Annotated in this window: 12 protein-coding genes and 1 pseudogene; 4 read left to right on the top strand and 9 right to left on the bottom strand. The window is 66.7% G+C overall.

Annotated features, from left to right (window positions below; genetic code table 11):
* Nucleotides 1–19: 19 nt before the first annotated feature.
* The 5 genes from H2Q94_RS23370 to H2Q94_RS23390 all read right to left on the bottom strand — a co-directional run bounded on the left by H2Q94_RS23370 (nt 20) and on the right by H2Q94_RS23390 (nt 9158).
* Nucleotides 20–2278, bottom strand: a complete 2259-nt coding sequence (locus H2Q94_RS23370) for an ADP-ribosylglycohydrolase family protein (RefSeq protein WP_243789325.1) — start codon at nt 2276–2278, stop codon at nt 20–22.
* Nucleotides 2278–7866: a WXG100-like domain-containing protein gene (locus H2Q94_RS23375; RefSeq protein ID WP_243789326.1), complete on the bottom strand. Its 5589-nt coding sequence runs from the start codon at nt 7864–7866 to the stop codon at nt 2278–2280. The genes H2Q94_RS23370 and H2Q94_RS23375 overlap by 1 nt, the downstream gene beginning before the upstream one ends.
* A gap of 3 nt (nt 7867–7869) precedes the next feature.
* The gene (locus H2Q94_RS23380) at nt 7870–8196 is read right to left on the bottom strand and encodes a WXG100 family type VII secretion target (RefSeq protein ID WP_243789327.1); all 327 of its coding nucleotides are present in this window, start codon (nt 8194–8196) and stop codon (nt 7870–7872) included.
* Nucleotides 8196–8699, bottom strand: a complete 504-nt coding sequence (locus H2Q94_RS23385; protein ID WP_243789328.1) for a YbaB/EbfC family nucleoid-associated protein — start codon at nt 8697–8699, stop codon at nt 8196–8198. The genes H2Q94_RS23380 and H2Q94_RS23385 overlap by 1 nt, the downstream gene beginning before the upstream one ends.
* A gap of 189 nt (nt 8700–8888) precedes the next feature.
* A complete protein-coding gene (locus tag H2Q94_RS23390) occupies nt 8889–9158 on the bottom strand; it encodes a WhiB family transcriptional regulator (RefSeq protein WP_243789329.1) in 270 nt (89 codons plus the stop codon).
* A 1131-nt stretch (nt 9159–10289) separates the two neighbouring features.
* Here H2Q94_RS23390 and H2Q94_RS23395 point away from each other — a divergent pair.
* Nucleotides 10290–12362, top strand: coding sequence for a putative bifunctional diguanylate cyclase/phosphodiesterase (locus H2Q94_RS23395; RefSeq protein ID WP_243789330.1), 2073 nt, complete (start codon nt 10290–10292; stop codon nt 12360–12362).
* Nucleotides 12363–12371: 9 nt separating this feature from the next.
* Here H2Q94_RS23395 and H2Q94_RS23400 read toward each other — a convergent pair whose 3' ends face one another.
* Nucleotides 12372–12566, bottom strand: a complete 195-nt coding sequence (locus H2Q94_RS23400) for a DUF397 domain-containing protein (protein ID WP_243789331.1) — start codon at nt 12564–12566, stop codon at nt 12372–12374.
* Entirely contained in the window at nt 12563–13414 is an 852-nt protein-coding gene (locus H2Q94_RS23405) for a helix-turn-helix domain-containing protein (protein ID WP_243789332.1), read from the bottom strand. Before H2Q94_RS23405 ends, H2Q94_RS23400 begins: the two co-directional genes overlap by 4 nt.
* Nucleotides 13415–13554: 140 nt before the next feature.
* Here H2Q94_RS23405 and H2Q94_RS23410 point away from each other — a divergent pair, with 140 nt between their 5' ends.
* Together H2Q94_RS23410 and H2Q94_RS23415 are read left to right on the top strand one after the other, a co-directional pair.
* Nucleotides 13555–13821: a hypothetical protein gene (locus H2Q94_RS23410; RefSeq protein ID WP_243789333.1), complete on the top strand. Its 267-nt coding sequence runs from the start codon at nt 13555–13557 to the stop codon at nt 13819–13821.
* A 29-nt stretch (nt 13822–13850) separates the two neighbouring features.
* Nucleotides 13851–14081: a hypothetical protein gene (locus tag H2Q94_RS23415; RefSeq protein WP_243789334.1), complete on the top strand. Its 231-nt coding sequence runs from the start codon at nt 13851–13853 to the stop codon at nt 14079–14081.
* A gap of 148 nt (nt 14082–14229) precedes the next feature.
* On the opposite strand, the gene H2Q94_RS23420 is transcribed toward H2Q94_RS23415, so the two are convergent.
* Nucleotides 14230–15846, bottom strand: a complete 1617-nt coding sequence (locus tag H2Q94_RS23420; RefSeq protein WP_243789335.1) for a solute symporter family protein — start codon at nt 15844–15846, stop codon at nt 14230–14232.
* Nucleotides 15846–16262, bottom strand: a complete 417-nt coding sequence (locus H2Q94_RS23425) for a DUF485 domain-containing protein (protein WP_243789336.1) — start codon at nt 16260–16262, stop codon at nt 15846–15848. The genes H2Q94_RS23420 and H2Q94_RS23425 overlap by 1 nt, the downstream gene beginning before the upstream one ends.
* Nucleotides 16263–16703: 441 nt before the next feature.
* Here H2Q94_RS23425 and H2Q94_RS23430 point away from each other — a divergent pair.
* Nucleotides 16704–18023: pseudogene (locus tag H2Q94_RS23430) on the top strand (L-lactate MFS transporter); the annotation flags it as partial.
* Nucleotides 18024–18112: the final 89 nt, after the last annotated feature.

Consider the following 18112-nt stretch of genomic DNA (forward strand, 5'->3'; position numbering starts at 1 on the left):
GAACTGGGTCCCCACCTCGTCACCACCGTGGGTATCGGTGGATCCAGCCTTCCTGGGTGTAGGCGTTGTTGTAGGGATTTCGGGTGCTGAAGTGCCAGAAGGCGTCGTCGGCGATCTCTTGGACGAGGTCGCCGATGTCGAGAGCTTCGAGCCAGTCGTTCGGCAAACCGACCACTCCGGCTCTGGCACCGATCAGTGCGCCGGTGAGCGCAGTAGCCATGGCACTGCCCGTGTAGTTGGCCGCGATCAGCAGAGCGCGGCGCGGGTTCGCTCCGTGCCGGGACGCGATCAGCAGTGCCTGTGCCAGCACGGACGAGGTGCTTACGCCGTCGCCGAGTTCCTTGATGTCTTGAAGATCGTCGCCGAAGATCCTCTTCCAACGCGTGGACACGTGTTTGAGGAGCCCGGCGATGTTCCGTGACTCCGGGGAGTCCAATCGTTCGTACTGCTCAAGGAGCTTCTCCAGTTGAGACCAGACCGGGTGCACAAAGGCTTTGCGCAGGAACAGATTCCGGAACAGGTCGGACACTGCGCCGGCCGCTGCGGCATCGGCCGGGGAGCGTTTCCAGCCCGTGGCGAGCGCCCCCGCCCCCCAGGTCGACACTGCACCGGGCAGCCCCCACATCGCCATGATCGGGCCGTTGAGTGAGTTTTCCTTGCCCGGGTCCGATACCAGGTTCTGCACCTCTGCCAGCAACCCGCCCTGCAGGCCACGCCGGAAGTGCATTTCAGGAACTTTGAGCAAGAATCCGCCGGGGTCGGGGTGCGTCGTGGCTAGTGGCCCCGCGGCCTGCTGCCATGGGACTCCTTGGGCGGTCAGCCAACGAGCGTGCGCGGACCTGGTTGCCAGCGGCAGGTTCTCGAAACGTTCATCGCCTGCGTAGCGCAAGCCTCGCACTGCCCCTTCAGTGAGGAACAGCAGCAGCTGAGTCCGCCAGCTCACCTGTCCGGGGCGCTCGAACGCGGTTTCCAAACCGGTGATGCCGTTCGCACCGAACCGTTGGCGAACCTCATCCCAGTTCAAACCGTGCACCGCGGACCCCAGCGCGTCACCGATCGCGAAACCGGCGAAGGCGCCGGTCACTGCGTGCCAGGAGAAGTCCGCGCCGGAATCACTCGCACGCGGCTGGGTACCGAAAGTGGAGATCGTGGGGCGCAGCCGGCCGCCGTCATCATGGACTGCGACCAAGCCGTTGGCGTGCAGGTCCGCCGGCCAGCGGTCCCGCGAGAGGTCGGCGTCGGAGGTCGGCCGTCCACCTGGCCGGCTTCGCGGGCTTGTCACGGGCGGGTTCGATGTCGCCCACGCCAATCCGAGCAGCATCCGCTGACGCTGCTCGCCGGAGAGGTCACTGCCACTTGCTCGCGCGCCGACGATCCACGAGGTCGGGACCGATGGCGGCTTCTCAAGACCGAAGTGCTGCTGGAGCTGCCGGGCGTACTCGTCGAGGGATCCGTCCGGGCCGATCTCGCTGACGACCCGCGGTTCGCCTGGCTCACGTCCAGGATTGGCGGCGATCAACTCAGCGATCTCAAGTGCTGTGACGTGCGCACTCGGAAAGTGATCGGAGTTGATCGACATACCGGACCCGGGAAATCGTTCGATGAAACCGGGAACCGTTATCCGCAGCCACTTGCAGGACTCCGGAATCTTCCGAGGCGAGCTGTACACGTGCATGACCGCACCACTGGCCACGGGTTGCTCGCTGTTCCAGTCCAACGGCACTAGGACCACGGTATCCAGTAGGGAAATCAGGAATTCGTCTCGGCCGATGTAGTTCATGCTCAGGAAGTTGAGGAGCGCTTCGAGCGGGTTCTGCGATTTCGGCATCCCAGCTCGTTCCGGACCGATCTTGTAGCCCGGATTCACCTTTTCCTGGACACTTCCATCCGGCAGCGTGATCTTCCAACCCGCCACGAATCGATTCGGAACGCCGAGGCTGTAGAAGCCCATCGAGCGGTACTCCGGGTCGATGATCTCCGTGTACTGCGGTTCACCGGGCCAGGCGACGGGCGTGGAGAAACCGGGCTGCGGCGTCGTGTTCGCTTGCCGCAATGCGCCGTCCGGGTCAGTCACGATGAACACCGGCGGCGGGAAGATCGATTTGCTGAGGTCGCCGCCGTCGAGGAACTCCGCGGTATTCCACGGAACCGCCCAGCCCTCCGGAACCCGGCTGACGTGCTCGTGATCGACCCGGACGTCGAGCGGTTCGCCGTTCGCTTCCGCATTGGAGCGCAGCCACCGTTCGACGAGCTCGGTTGCGTCCGCCTGCTCCACCATTACGGCTTCCTCCGCTGCTCGTGCCCGGACATGTTCCCGCCCGGGGTGTTCAGCCACGACCTTCCAGCGGGAGTTGGTGTCCAGCTCTGGGTGTTGCTGTCGTATGTACCGAGCACCCGCTCGGTTCCGCCGAGGTCTTCGATCACGATTTCCGCGCTTCCGATGAATTCTCCCCCGCTGAGGTCGCCCTGTTCGGAGAGGCCCCCGGGGTTCGCTGCGGAAGGCACTTCGCAGCGGAGTTTCATCCGTTGCTCAACGCCGGAGAATTCGTCGAAGCTGACCGGCCCAAGATCGGGCAAGCTGGTGCTGCGGAACAATGACTGCCGTCCGTCTCCGGTCAGCAACTCGGTAGGTTCGTGGTTTCCGAGGTACTTCACCGCGAGGTCCGCGGGGATGGCCTGCTCCCGTTCATAGATGATCCCACTCGTTGCCCCGGCAAGCCACGGCCGACGATCGGAATCCGACCTGGATCTCGCACCGCCCGCGCCAGGTCCGACTCCGGGGAGACCGCCGGAAGCCTCCGATCCGCTCGATCCCGCGCTGCCTCCGCTGGTCGCGCTACCGCCAGCCGAGCCGGGTTGGGCGCCGGTCTCCCCCGGGACCGCACTGCCTGCTGGGGCATCCCGCAGCGGCGGCATCGAGGCGGGCGCACCCTGCCCCGCGGCGGGGGAAGAACTGCTCGGCGTGCTCCCCGCTGGGTTTCGCGGCAGGTCCGCAGTGGTAGCCGGACCGGCCGAGTTCGTGGGCGACGACGGATCGAGCGTGCCGTTGAACGATCGGTTCAACGCTCCGGCGCCGTCCGTTGCAGGCAAGCTCGGCAGTTCCGAGATCTCCGGCGCCTCGATCGAGCCCCGCGCGGCCGGCGCGGCCGGGGGAACCTGACCGACGGGCATCGGCTCTGGACCAGCGTTAGGCGCTGGGTTGTCGTGCTGCCCCGCCGGAGAGATTCCAGGCGGACGAGTTCCAGCAGAAGGCATGAAACCCGGCTGAGCAGGCGGAAGTGGCCTTTCCTCCTCTTCATCCTCACCCGGGAACGACGGCCGGAAAGGGTTCGTGTGCTGCCCGAACCACGGCCCGTCAGGGCGACGAGCCCGGGAATCCCCGTCATCCACCTCAGCAAGTTCTGGTCGTGCCTCCGGCTCGCGGGAGTCCGAACGGAGATCGGCTTCGGTCTCGAGGCGGTTGTCGGAGTCCGGTCGCTGCCCATCCGGCTCGGCGCGCGAGGTTCCTACGCCCTCCCCTGCCTGCGGGAGCGAACCGAACGGCAGCAGGGTGAGGCTCCGCGGCGGGTGCGGCAATGTCATCAGCCGTCCGGTCTGCGGATCGATGAACGCCACCCCGTCCGGGGTGTTCGTGACCATTGCGACGTGACCGAGGGGCACCGGCCCGTTCATGTACTGCACACCGATCACTGCGTGCGAACCGACGGGTTCCTTGCTCATCCGCTCGATGATGCTGTCGTAGCTGCGGTGACTCTCCCAATCTCCGCCGAGACGCCGGTCGATGTAATCGAGCCGCCCCTTGGTCGCCAGCTCGCTCGGCAACACCGGTTCTGCCTGTGCGTCGATGCCGCCCAGCCGCTGTGCATAGCTGACGACGCACCTGGTGCAGTTGGTCAGGAATCCGCGGTCGTAGGCATCCGGCTGACCGGCGTTCGGGTTGACCTCGCCGAGTTCGGGATGCCGGTCGGCGACGTAAGCTGCCTGATGGTCCGGATGTGCCGTACCCGCGTGGAGCGAAGGCAGTTCGGTGACGGGCGGCGTGCTGGACGCGAGCTGCTTCCAGTCCGGCAAACCGTTGGCGTCGCTGGGAAGCTGTGGTGCTCCGTAAGGATCTCCCGAATCGGGGTCCGGCAAGGCTGGCGCTCCCGCGTGCGGGGCATCTGCGGACAGCGCGTTTTCGATCTTGCTCGGCTCGCTGGGTCGTTCCGCATCTTCCTTCTGGTCCTGCGCACTCCCGGTACCGGACGATTCTTCCGCCCGGGTGCGCTCGCAGCGGTCCTCCATGCGCCGGTCAACCTCAGCGCGGTCCAGGTAACGCGGATCCCCCGGGGCGATCTCTTCAGCGTGGATGATCCACTTCTCGACGACCTGGCCGCTTTTGGTCGTCTCGGATACCAATTCCTTGCTGTGCACAAGCAGCTGCGAGCCCGGCAGCAGAACTGCTTCCCGTTCACCGGGGTTCATGGCGAGTTCCTGCAACCGCCGCGCCGTCTTCGACTCGATCCGCAGGTCGATGTCGCCCGGAATCGCGGCGTCTGGCGCGTCCGGATCCGTCATCGAGCAACTGGTCAAAGCGGTCTCGACGGTGATCTGCCCGGGTTCGTAGTGCCCGGCGATCAAGTCGCGGCGAGCTAAGTCCCCGTGCGAGTTGATGCCGCGGGCCAGCGGTCCCTCGACCCGCGGCAACTCGTTCATCCCGGACACGATCGCCTGCAACTGCTTGCGCTTCGCAGTGTTGAGCTCGCCGGAACGGCTGGCAGCGTTGATCGGCCCGAACACCTCGTGGGTCGAGTAAGAATGCGCCGCTATCGCGCCGCGCAAGGAGATCCCGCCCAGTTCGGGAAGCTTCTTCGCCAGCTGCCGTTCCATGAGATCGAGCCGGGTGGTTTCGACTCGGCGCTCATCGTCGAAAACTTCCACCCTCGCCAAGCGCGCTTCCAACGCCGCGAACGACTGTGCGGGAGCCCGGTATTCCGGATCGAAGCAGAAGTCCAGGTTCCCTGGCTGCGACAGCGCTGCGGGCTCCGCCGCCTCGCCCGGCACGTCCTGATGATCGGCTTTTGCAGCCGATTCCGGCTCCGGCTGAGGATCGGTGGGGGTGGACTGATCTGCGTCCATCCACTCCGAATCCGGGCTTCGCCCATCGTCAGCGATCCCTTGATCTTCTGGGATCTCGGTGCCGGAGGTATCCGGAGACTCAGCACGTGCGGGTTCAGGCTGAGCCACCTCGGCCCGGGCAGGCTCGGGATGCGGCGATCGTTGCGGTCCCGGTGACGGCTGGGCACCCTGCGGCGCCTGATTCGCGTCGTAGTCGGAGCTCTGCGGATCACCGATGCTGCCCTGCTGCTCCGGCACGGCGCGAGGCGTCTCCCGAGCGGGTCGGGCAGCCGGCGCTTCGGGCATTCCACCCGAAGTCCGCGGGCCAAGCTGTGCGGGCTGGTGCACCGGGCCGTGTCCTGGCATGGCTGTGGGGCCGCCCGGTCGGCGACCGTCAGGGAAAGGTGGTTGCGTCGATCGTGCGGGGTGCTGCGGCGGCTGGTTCTGCGGGAATGCAGGCGGTGCGGGCCGGGCCTGCTGCGGAGGCCGATTCGGCGGGACTGCTCCCGGCTGACGCGGGGCGCCTTGCCCCGGTCCTGGAGCGGCGTTCGGGTTGGCCTGCGGCATGCCCTGTTGCGGCCGTCGCCCAGCGGACGGGGCTCCTTGCGGTGGTGCCGGATGCCCGCCGTGCTGCGAGAACCCGCTAGGAGGACGGAAATCGCCGTGCTGGTTCGGCTGCACTGGCGGGCCACCGCGATGTGCCGGGGCAGGCCCACCGGGAGTCCCCGGCTGCGGCTGGGTGGCGAACGGCGTCGGAGCCGAATTCTGCGCGGCTGTCTGCTGCGGCCCGGGGCTCCAGCCGTTGCCCGTGCTCGCCTGGTGCGTCGACCGGCCGAGATTCTCGGGTACCTGCCCGGCCATACCTGGCTGCAGACCGTGGTTCGGCCCGGCAGGTGGGGCGATGTTCGGAGTGACCGGGCCGCCATGCATCGGCCCGTGCGGACCGCTCGGGCGCGGCTGGCCGTGGCTCGGATTCGGCGGGCCGCCGGGCATCGCGGCTGGCGGGAACTGGTGTGGTGCTGCGCCGGTGTTCGGCCTGCTGTGCCCGGGGGCCATGTTCGGCGCGCCTGCCTGCTGCGCACCTTGCTGTGCGGGGAATCCGCCGCGCGGTCCCCGGCCGTCCGGCTGCCCGCCCGGTTGCTGCGGACCTCGCTGGTCCAGTGCGGCGAACGGAGGATGTGCACCCTGGTTCGGCGGGAAACCACCTCGGCCCGCCGCACCACCGAGGTCACCACGTGCCGCAACAGGGCCGCCGGGTGCACCGCCTGGCGCACTTGCGCCGCCTGGCATGGGGCCGGCTCCCATTCCAGGCGTGCCCGGCGGAGCTCCCGACCCTGGCCCGCCCGGATGCGAATTTCCTTGCGCTCCAGGGTGTTGTCCGACACCGGGTGCACCGCCGAGTCCTCCTCCGGGCGCACCCGCCCCGTACGCCGCGTCGGAACGTTCTGCAGTGACCGCGGCGGATGCGGCGGTCGCGGAAGGCCCGTCAGGTGCTTCGCCAACACCCGAACCGGCCTGGTCGCTCGCACTCCTTCCGAAGGGGCTTCCACCCGGATCAGCATCGGATGCGTTCGAGCCGCCGCCAGCGGCTGTGGACGGACCAGAACCGCCACTGCTCTGCGTGGGTGCGTCTGCAGTGGACCCAGTTCCAGGTTCCTGGTCGCGGGCTGAACTTTCCTGCCCGTCGCTGGGCGGAACCGAATTCCCGGTCTCACCGCGCTCGCCGCTCACTTCCGCTGAACGAGCGCTTCCCGATTCACCTTCCGCGGCCGAGGCATCCACTCCGAGCTCCGGTACCGGGCCGACGGTCGGCTGCCCCGAGTTCGCCGCCGCGCTGAACCCGTCCTTCGCGCCTCCGATACCGCCGTCAACGGCCCCACCAGATGCGCCCATGAGCACGTCTTTGGCCGAGAGCTCCCCGAGATCGCCGGTGGCAGCTGCGCCCGCGACCGTCCCCAGCGCGCCTTCCGCCGCACCTTTCGCGGCGTGTCCCATGACGCTGCCGGGGCCGTGTCCCGGCCCGTTGACGAGGTGTCCGGCAAGCCCTTCCGCCGCACCGCCGACTCCTGCGTCAGTGGTCTTGTCCCAGTCCCAGGACTTGCGGTCCCCGGATGCCATTTGCAGACCTTGAATGCCGCCGTCCAGCGCGAGCTGCGCACCGGAGTTCTTCGCGGCCATCCACCCGAGGTTCTTCAGCCCGTCCTTGCTGACCTTCTGCACGAGCTCCTTGGCTGCTTTTTCCAGGGCTTCCTTCGCGACCTGCTTGACGCCCTGTTGCATCAGCTTCTGCACCAGCTGCCGGAAGATCATCTGCACGGCGGCGCGGGTGGCGAGCTGCGCGGGGACGATCCCTGCTGTTGTCGCGCCGAAGCTGGCGAAAGCGGCGGCGATCATCGCCGCAACCTGGATCGCGAGCAGGATCAGCGAAGCGATGATCAGGTATTTCGTGTACTCGACGTCGAGCGCGGTTCGATCGCACGACTCCGCGAGCTGCTCGCATGCCTGCTCGATCTGGCGGAACTGGGCCTTGTCCCCGTCGGTGAGCTGTGCCCAGAACTGGGCGAACGCGTCCGCGGACTCACCTTGCCACCCGGCGAGCACGTCCCGGGTTGCGGCATCACCGGTCGCAGCAGCCCCCGGCATGGCTTGCCCTGCCGCTGTCCATGCGTCCCGCAGTGCGCGGAGCTTGTCCTCGTCGCCTTCCGGCCAACTCTCACCGACGACGATGGGCAACAACCACTTGACCTCGTCGGGAATGTCCATGCCCATGCGTCAGATCCTTATGCCGCCGATGTCATCGGCGTTGCCTTGATCGGTGGCCTGCGCGTCGTTGGCGGCCTCCTGCACCTGCTGCCGGAGTGACCGCAGCGTCTCGGTCAACGCCTTCATCGACTCGTTCATCAGGTCCGCTGTGGGCATGTAGTCCTTCGCGAAACCCTGGCCTGCTTCGTCCTCACCCCAGCAGGCACCCTGGGCTTGCAACTGCCGTTCCAGTTCCTGGTGGGCATCGTCGAGCTGGTCAGCCGCCACGTCGAACTTCGCAGCACCGGATCGGACCTGGTCCGGGTCCATCCGGGCACCGCCGCCGGGCGCACTCATCAACGGCCTCCGGGCAGGAGCCAGCTCCGCTGGCCGTCGTCATCGTCATCATCAACGACAGGCCGCCGGGGCTTTGCTCGTTGCTGCGCGGGCGGGGTGGCAGGGCTCCGCTCGCCGGGTGACGTTCCTTGCTCAGGCGCAGCAGGTTCGGGGGGTTCCGGCAGAGTCGGGACGAGTCCCTTCAGCGAAGGGGCGCCTTCAACCAGATCAGCCAGGTCCGGCATTCCTTCGGTGATCGGTGACATCAGCTCGGTGAGACGCTGCTGCACTTGCGCGGAAGCGCGGCGAACCGTGTCCGCCGCAGTGCGGGCGAGCCGTTTCGGGTCGCTGCGCTGGAAGGAAGCCGCCGCGAATTCCAAGTCCACCAAGGACCCAGCGGAATCGACGGTGGCGGTAACCAAACCGTCTGCTGAAGTGACCGTCGCGGTCGCCGACGCGGCGGCCTCCTGGGCTTCTTGGAGCTGCCGGGTCTGCTGGTTGAACTTGTCCAGCAGGCCGTCCACTTGCTCTCGCATCGCTGCATTGCGTGCTCGCAGCGCGTCCCGGTCTTCGCCCGGCTCGGTCACTTCTTCCCCCGCCGAAGGTCTCTCGGCCCCCGGCCTCCGCCGAGCGCGGAGCGACCTTACCCCGGCACCACTGTCACGAAGGCCGGTTCGCACGAACTCCTGACCACATCCACAAAGGACACCACGTCACGCCGCTCGTGTGCGGGAGGTCGTGCGGAGTTCTCGGCGTCCGGATTCGTTGAGGCCGCCCCAGATTCCGGCCGGTTCGGCTCGTTCGAGGGCGTAGCGCAGGCATTCCTCGCGGACCTCGCAGGCGGCGCAGATGAGTTTCGCCAGACGGGCCGACTGTCCTTTTTCGGGGAAGAAGGCGTCGGGGTCCGTCTGGGCGCACAGCGCCGATCGACGCCAGTCGGGTTCGTCCACCGGGCTCAAGGCGGTTTCGTTGATGAGCCGCATGTGCCGGCCCTCCACTCTCATTTGATCTTCACATTCGGGTGTCCTCGCGCTCGGCGAGGGTGCGGGACGTGCGTCTCGGCCAATCGGCGAGTCGGTCGCCGAAAGCGCGCCGCCGGGAAGTCGTATATCGCGGCACTCCGTCGACATCGCCGAACGGACTCGCGGGCGTCGGCGTCCACGCGGTGCAGCACTTTCCGCTCGGCGCATCTCGAGGGAAATGCCATCGGCGTTTCACGCGGCAACGATCGCCAGATCGGTCGGGAGAATCGGTGGCGGTTCGGGACAGTCGCCGGTCAGCGGCCATCAGGGTGGCCGGAGCTCGCCGGGCCACCAGGTTCACGGCCCCGTGACGATCAGCGGATGCCGCGTCTACCTGTCAGAAAGCTCTTAGCCCGTCGTCGGCGTCGCGTCTCGCACCTCGACGGGATGAGCCCTTTTCTTCCTCCGATGTTTGACATGCGCCGGGCGGGGGAACATTGATGCGATGGATCAACATCTCTCCTGTTCGGCAGGTCTTCTCTCGTCCCAGGCGATCCCCCGCTGCCGGGAACGAGCAAAGAAAGAGCTCACGTGACGTTGCCACCACTCATCACGGAGCAGAATGAAATATCAGGCGCCCGGATCCAGACCAGGCAGCCGACGGACGGGCCAATGCCACACCGACCGATGCCACTACTTTAACCACCATAACGATCATTGTCCACCGGTTCATCCGAGCCACTCGTAATACCATCGAACCGATCCCGCCTCCTCCACAGCGGACACCTGATGAACGGGCGGAATTCCGGCGCTTTCCTTCATCCGAATCCATTCGGGAAGATCTCGCCGACCGAATCCCGGAGCCGGCAACACGCGTCCCTTCCAGCACACCACGCGCACGGTTCAGCCCCGCCACGGCAGCAACCGCTTGCGCAGCGTTTTCGTTGGCACACCAGGCAAATCGCCGGTACCGTGGCCGGATCCGACCGGGTTGCGCCCACGGCCTGGGCCGGCGAGGAGGCAGGTTTCCCGCGACGCCCGCCGCCGAATCGACGCGTGTTGTCCACCAGCCGCGATGCCGCCTGTGGCCGCCCCTCCGCCATTGATCCGCACACCGTGCTCTTCAATCGCAGAAACGGAGATGTGGTGCTCATGCGCGGTACGCCGAACACTCCGGACGCGCCGTTCCCGCGCTCCGGGGCGCAAGTGGAGACCGAGCGGCTGCTCGGCGCCCTGGCGGCCGACATGCGCGAGTACGCGATCTTCGCGCTGGACGCCGACGGCCGGGTCACCAGCTGGAACGCGGGCGCACAGCTGATCAAGCAGTACACCAGCCAGGAGATCATCGGGAAGCACTTCTCCGTCTTCTACCCCGCCGGACTCATCGCGTCCGACTACCCGGCGTGGGAGTTGCGGCAGGCCGCCGCGCAAGGCTTCTTCATCGACCGCGGCTGGCGGCTGCGCAAGGACGGCTCGGCCTTCTGGGCGCATGTCGTGATCACCGCTCAGCGCGCCGACGACGGCAGGCTGGACGGTTTCATCAAGATCACTCGCGATGAGTCCGAGGCTTACGCCCAGCGGGAACGTTCGGATCGCCGCTTCACCGACCTGTTCCAACTCGCCCCGGCGGGCATCGCGTTGCTGGACCGGCACGACCGGGTTCTCGACGCCAACGGCGCGCTGTGCGACCTGCTCGGTTACTGGCCGCACGGCCGAACCGCACCGCAGTTGATGCACGCCGACGACCCGCGCACCGGCTTGGTTCCGCAGGCGGTCGCGGGCGACCCCGGCAGTGAACCCATCTCGCACCGCAGGCTCGCCCGCTCCACCGGCGAGCCGGTCTACTGCGAGGTGCGCTGCTCGGCCTCGGTCGACTACGACGGGAACCGCTTCTGGCTGGCCGTGTTCCAGGACCTCACCGAACAGCAGCGCCGCACCGAGACCTTGCACTTCCAAGCCACCCACGACCACCCGACGGGCCTGCTGAACCGGCGAGGCGTGAACGAGCTGCTGGTACCGCTGCTGTCGTCTGCCGGTCGCGACGTCGGCGTGCTGTTCTGCGATCTGGACAACTTCAAGCGGTTCAACGATTCGCTCGGGCACGACGCGGGCGACGAACTGATCAACCTCCTCGCCGAGCGCCTCCGCAACGAGTTGCCGAGCAGCTGCACCCCGGCACGCCTCTACGGCGACGAGTTCCTGGTCATCTGCTCGGATCTGACGGCGTGCGACGGGCTCGACACCCTCATCGAGCTCGTCTCCGATCTGTTGTGCACGGCGATTCCGCTGCGGGACAGGCTCATCAACATCACCGCGTCGATCGGCGCGGCGACCGCTCCGGAGGAGGGCACCACGGCCGACGAACTGATCCGCACGGCCGACGCGGCCATGTTCGCCGCCAAGGAGCCGGGTCGAGACCGTGCCGCACCGCCCGCTCCCGCCGGCGGGCTCGCACTGGAGGAGGACCTCCGCGACGCGCTGCTGCACGACGGCCTCCAGATGCACTACCAGCCGATCCTGGATCGCGACGGGAAGATCCTCCTAGCCGAGGCCCTGGTGCGGTGGCCGCACCCGAGGCACGGGCTGCTCTCCCCGGACGTGATCCTGCCGGTCGCAGGGCAGGCCAAGCTGCTCGCCGAACTGGACCGGTGGGTGCTGCGGACCGCCCTGCGCGAGGCGAGCGAATGGAGCTCCCCGCACGGCGAGGCCCCCGGCGTCACGGTGAACCTCGCCGGTCTGCGCCCGGAATCGGCGCACTTCCACTCCGAAATCAGTTCGGCCATCGACGACAGCGGCATCGATCCGGGCCGGGTCGTGCTGGAAGTCGTCGAGACGGTGCTGGTCGACCTGCCCGAACAGCCCCGGAAGATGATGCGCCGCCTCAACGAGCGGGGAGTGCGCTTCGCGATGGACGACTTCGGCACCGGCTATTCCTCGTTGGCACGTCTCAAAGACCTGCCGACGCAACTGGTGAAGCTGGATCGCAGGTTCGTGGTCGGCATGGAGTCGGACCCCACCGACCTCGGCATCGTCCGGGCCGTGATCGAACTGGCCAGGGGCATGGGGCGGACGTGCATCGCCGAAGGTGTGGAGAACCGGGCGCAATGCGACCTGCTCAACGAGCTCGGAGTCGACGCGCAGCAGGGATTCCTGTACTCCCGGCCCGTCCCGGACGCGGCACTCCGCGCCCTGCTGGCCGCGCCGCGGTTGATGCCCGTCGAGTGAGCCGCCGCTTCAGCGGTCTAAGCTGCCGGTCTTCAACGCGGTGACGAAGGAACGCCAAGCACGAGCGGGCACCTCGACGTGACCCGCCGCCCGATCCTTCGAGTCCCGCACCGCCGCACCGAACTCGACCCGCCCCACCTCGACGCACGCCGTCTGCTGGTGTGAACGGCTGGACTTCCTCCACCGACTGGGCTGAGTGTTCATTCCCGACTCTCCGTCTCCTCGGCGACACGAGCGATGAACTCCGCCGACTCGTCCGGGTTCATCGCCAGCGAACGCAGCGTAGCCGTCGCCGAGCGGTAGGCGTCAGTGTCGGATCCCTCGTGCAGGAACACGGCGGAGCTGTAGTGCTCCAGGTGGACGATCGGGGCGCCTTTCGGGAACTCGAACAGGATGTACCCGCCCATGTGCGCGGCGTGCCACACGTCCAGGGCCGTCGGGATGACCTGAATCGTCACGTTCGATCGTTCCGACAGCTTGAGCACGTGACGCAGTTGATCAGCGAGCACCAGCCTGCCCCCGATAGGAGTGCGCAGCGCCTGCTCCAAAACCAGCGCTGTGAACTGAGGGCCGTGCCTGCTCTCCAGGACATCGCGTCGCCCCACCCGCAGAGTCAGCAGGGTCTCCAGCTCCGCCCCGGACACGTCCGCCATGACCGCGCGTGCGTAGTCGGAAGTCTGGAGCAGTCCCGGGAAAACGGAGTTCGAAACCTCGACGATCTCACTGGCGCTGCGTTCGAATTCGATCAACGTGGTCAGCTCGTGGTGCGCACCGGGCACTCCTGGAGCGAGCCAGTTCGTACGCTCGGTTCCTCGCGCCAGCTGGACCACTCGATCACGCTCCGCCTCTGGCACCCCCAAGGCGGTGAGCACACTCGCCACGTGTTCGGGGGTCGGAACGGTGTAGCCGCTTTCGCAGCGTGACAGCTTGGAATGGTCCGTGCCGAGCCTGCGAGCGAGTTCACGAACACCCACTCCCTGTTCCGTTCGAGCTTTGCGCAGTTCCGCACCGATCACCCGAGCACGCGGACTTCCATTTGTGTTGTAAGCCATGCACCAAATCTTAGGAATCACACCACCTGAAAACGATCGATCGATTGGGTAGTTGTGCGCTGCGGTTTTCTTGGTGCATCTTGGTGTACACGACGCCTCGTCGAGACATTCCAACCAAGAACAGAGAGGATATTTCCACTGTGAAATGGGGACTGGCGAAGTCACCGGTCATCGCGACCGAACGACCACCACCGCCGGAACGCCTGTGGGTGCTGCGCTGGCACAACCGGGTCTCACTGCGGCAAGCGCACGCCGTGGTCCGGGTGGACTGGCTCGATCGGGTGGCGCGTACCGCGTGCGGACTCGCGCTCTCACCCGAGGAGATCGCGGACATTCCCGCTCTCGGCTGCGCGCCTTGCGAAATGTGCGTCGCGGCGACCCCGAGGCCGATTTCGGCAGTGCCATGACCGCCCGGCGCCCGCGCAGATTCCTGCCCATGGTGTGGCATTTCGCGCGGGTCTCGGAACGGGAGTCCTACACCTTTCGCTGGGGGCGAGGTTCGGGTGTGATCACCGTTCATCGCGGCGATGTTCGCGGCTCCCACGGCGAGGAAACCTTGCTGTGCACGATTCCGGTGGGCATCGATTGGACCGAGGAGAACGACCTGCGCCGCCAAGCCCGCCAGTGGCTCCGGGCGCGCGAACAGCACCAGCGCGCCCGCCCTTAGACCCGGTCCGGCGACACCTCCCCGACTCGTCGCCGGACCGTTGAGCCGGTCGGTGCGCTCCACCTCCCCCGGCGCACCGGCCGGCGCCCCCGCAACAGCACGAGGGCCGCACCGGGATTCCCGATGCGGCCCTCGTCGTGCGGTCAGGTCAGTCTCGACGCGACTCCACCGCCAGGCCCGAACCGACACCGGTCAGGGAGCGGACCTCCATCTCGGCCTGCTTGACCGGGTCCTGGTCCTTCTTGCCGACCAGCGTGCCGATGAATCCGGCGAGGAAACCCAGCGGGATCGACACGATTCCCGGGTTGGTGAGCGGGAAGATGTCGAAATCGGCGCTCGGGAACATCGCCGACGAACGGCCCGACACCGCGGGCGAGAACGTGATCAGCACGATGCACGAGATCAGGCCCGCGTACATCGACCACAACGTTCCCGTGGTGTTGAACCGCCGCCAGAACAGCGAGTACAGCATCGTCGGCAGGTTCGCCGACGCCGCCAGCGCGAGCGCGAGCGAGACCATGAACGCCGCGTTCTGCCCGATGGCCGCGATGCCGCCGACCGTGGAGAGCACGCCGACCACCAGCGCGGTGATCCGGGCGACCTTGATCTCCGATCCGGTGTCGGCCTCGCCGCGCTTGATGATGTTCGCGTACACGTCGTGGGCGAACGACGCCGACGCGGTCAGGGTGAGACCGGCGACGACCGCGAGGATCGTGGCGAACGCGATCGCGGCGACCACGCCCAGCAGCGGCGAACCACCGATGCGATAGGCCAGCAGCAGTGCCGCCGAGTTCTCACCGCCCGGGGCGTTGGTGATGGCCTCGGAACCGACCAGCGCCGTCGCGCCGAAACCGAGCAGCATCGTGGCCAGGTAGAACACGATCATCGTCCAGGTGATCCAGACGACGGAACGGCGCGCTTCTCGGGCATTCGGCACCGTGTAGAACCGCATCATGATGTGCGGCAGGCAGGAAATGCCCAGCACGATCGCCATCGCCAGCGAAATGAAGTCGATCCGGGACAGCGAAGTCTGCCCGTACTGCGCGCCGGGCTCCAGCAGCGCCTGCCCGATCGGGCTGTTGTTCGTGGCCTCCTCCAGCAGCAGGGAGAAGTCGTAGGAGAACCGGCCGAGCAGGAACACGGCCATCAAGGTCACGCAGATCAGCAGCAACGTCGCCTTGATGATCTGAACCCAGGTGGTTCCCTTCATGCCGCCGACCAGCACGTAGAAGATCATGATGAGGCCGACGGCCACGACGACCAGCGCCTGACCGAATTTGCTCTGCACGTCGAGCAGCAATGCGACGAGACCACCGGCGCTCGCCATCTGCGCGACCATGTAGAAGAACGAGATGACCAGCGTGGTATTCGCCGCGGCCGCCCGCACCGGGCGCTGGCGCATTCTGTAGCCGATCACGTCACCCATGGTGAACCGGCCGGTGTTCCGGACGAGTTCGGCGATGAGCATCAATTCGATGAGCCACGCGACGAGGAATCCGACCGAATAAAGGAATCCGTCATACCCGTGCACCGCGATGGCGCCGGCCACGCCGAGGAACGAGGCCGCCGAAAGCCAGTCACCGGCGAGCGCGATGCCATTCTGCGCGCCGGTGATGTTCCCGCCCGCGACGTAATAGTCGGAGGCGGTGGCGTTCCGGGTCGAAACCCGGTACACCACGAACAGCGTCAGCAGCACGAATCCCGCGAAAACGCTCACGGTGATCGCCGGGTCACCGACGGCTCCCGCCGCGAAGTTGATCGCCATCAGCGCGTGGTCCCTTCCTGCTCCCGAAGGCGGTCGACGAGCGGGTCAATGCGCTTGCGCACGTATCGTCCGTACGCCACGGTGACGATCGCCGTGGTCACGAACTGCGCCAGTCCCAGCACGATTCCCATGTTCACCACGCCGAACACCGGCTGGCTCATGAAGTCCTGGGCGTAGGCGCCCAGCCCCACGTAGGTGAAGTACCAGGCGAGAACGATCAGCGTCACGGGAAACACGAACCACCGGAAACGACGTCGGAGCGAGACGAAATCGTCACTCTCCTGAATTTCGACGAAGTCGGTTCCATTCGAGTTGGTGGGGCGCCGAAGGCTATGCTTCGAGATGTTGCCGAATCTCGGCTCTGGAGGCTGACCGTCAAGCCGACCTCGGCTTCGGTTTTCCGACGTTCGGGTCATGCTGTGGATCCTTCGGGCTTGCTCACGCGTCAAGGAATCAGAAGTCTAGTCACACGGATGTGCGGGAAGCACACGCGGGCACTATCCGGAGGATTAGCTACACAACTGCAAACTATTGGTCTCGATATGGTCACAACAATGTGAGCGTGAACAGCGACTCGGATCACTGCGTGTAACCCCGACGGAGCCGCTTTCACATTGTTCAGCACGTTTTGCCCGGGCCGTCGAGCCACTTTCCGGTGCGCACTAAGGGCCTTCCGCCTCACCTGCGATGATCACTTTTGGTGACACCTCGCCAGGACCACCGACACCCAGATGTCGTTTCTTCGCCTATTTCCCGTTTGACCAGGCAGGTAGCATCTCGAATTCGTGCGCCCCGACGTGCCGGGGCGCGTTTCCGGTACCAGACGCCGGAACCCCTTGCACCAAGGAGGTTTACTTGTGACAGTGCGTGACGGATTCTCGGTCGTTGCGCCGCCGACCTGGAACCGTTGGCTAGTTCCTCCGGCCGCGCTGGCCATCCATCTTTCCATCGGCCAGGCGTACGCGTGGAGTGTTTTCAAAAGCCCGCTGGAATCCAGCCTCCAGATCTCCGGCACCGGCAGTGCGCTGCCGTTCCAGGTAGCGATCTTCTTCCTCGGGCTGTCCGCGGCGTTCGGTGGCAAGTTCGTGGAGTCCCGCGGCCCGCGCTGGGCCATGCTGGTCTCCACCATCAGCTTCGCCGCGGGGTTCCTGATCTCCGCGCTGGGCATGTACCTGGGTCAGTACTGGCTCGTCGTCGTCGGGTACGGCGTGGTCGGTGGCATCGGCCTCGGTATCGGGTACATCGCTCCCGTATCAACGCTGATGAAGTGGTTCCCGGACCGTCCCGGTCTCGCCACCGGCATCGCCATCATGGGCTTCGGCGGCGGTGCGATCATCGCCTCGCCGTGGTCGACCGCGATGCTCAGTGCCTTCGGCAAGACCGCTGAAGGAATCGGCACCACGTTCCTGGTGCACGGCATCGTCTACGCCGTGTTCATGACGCTCGGCATCCTGCTGGTCCGGGTTCCCCCGCCCGGCTGGACGCCGCCCGGCTGGACCCCGGCCGCCGCGGCCAAGAGCATCAGCACCGTTCGCGTCTCGGCGAACAACGCGATCAAGACGCCGCAGTTCTGGCTGCTCTGGATCGTGCTCTGCCTGAACGTCACTGCGGGTATCGGGATCCTGCAGAAGGCGTCGCCGATGATTCAGGACTTCTTCGCCGGTACCAGCACTCCGGTGGCCGTGGCCGCCGCGACCGGTTTCGTGTCGCTGCTGTCGCTGGCGAACATGGGCGGCCGCTTCGTGTGGTCGGCGCTGTCGGACCGCACCGGGCGCAAGAACATCTACCGCCTCTACCTCGGCGTGGGTGCGCTGGCGTACCTGCTGCTGCTGTTCGCGGGCGACAGCAGCGTGGCCCTGTTCGTCGTCGCCGCGATGCTGATCATGTCCTTCTACGGAGCGGGTTTCGCGACGATCCCCGCGTACCTGAAGGACCTGTTCGGAACCTTCGAGGTCGGCGCGATCCACGGACGACTGCTCACCGCATGGTCGATCGCGGGCGTGCTCGGACCGGCGATCGTGGACGCGCTGGCGGACTCCGGTGAAGCCGCGGGCAAGTCCGGCGCCGAGCTGTACACGGTGTCGTTCTACTTGATGACCGGGTTCCTGGTGGTCGGGTTCGTGGCCAACGAACTGATCCGCCCGGTGAAGGCCAAGTTCCACTCGCCCGCACCGGAAGCCGTCGAGTTCACCAACGACGATGCGGCGAAGTCCGACGACGAAGTCGAGACGAAGGACGGGGCCGAGGCGAAGGACGAGGTCGACCC

The organism is Saccharopolyspora gloriosae, from assembly GCF_022828475.1.
GTDB lineage: Bacteria > Actinomycetota > Actinomycetes > Mycobacteriales > Pseudonocardiaceae > Saccharopolyspora_C > Saccharopolyspora_C gloriosae_A.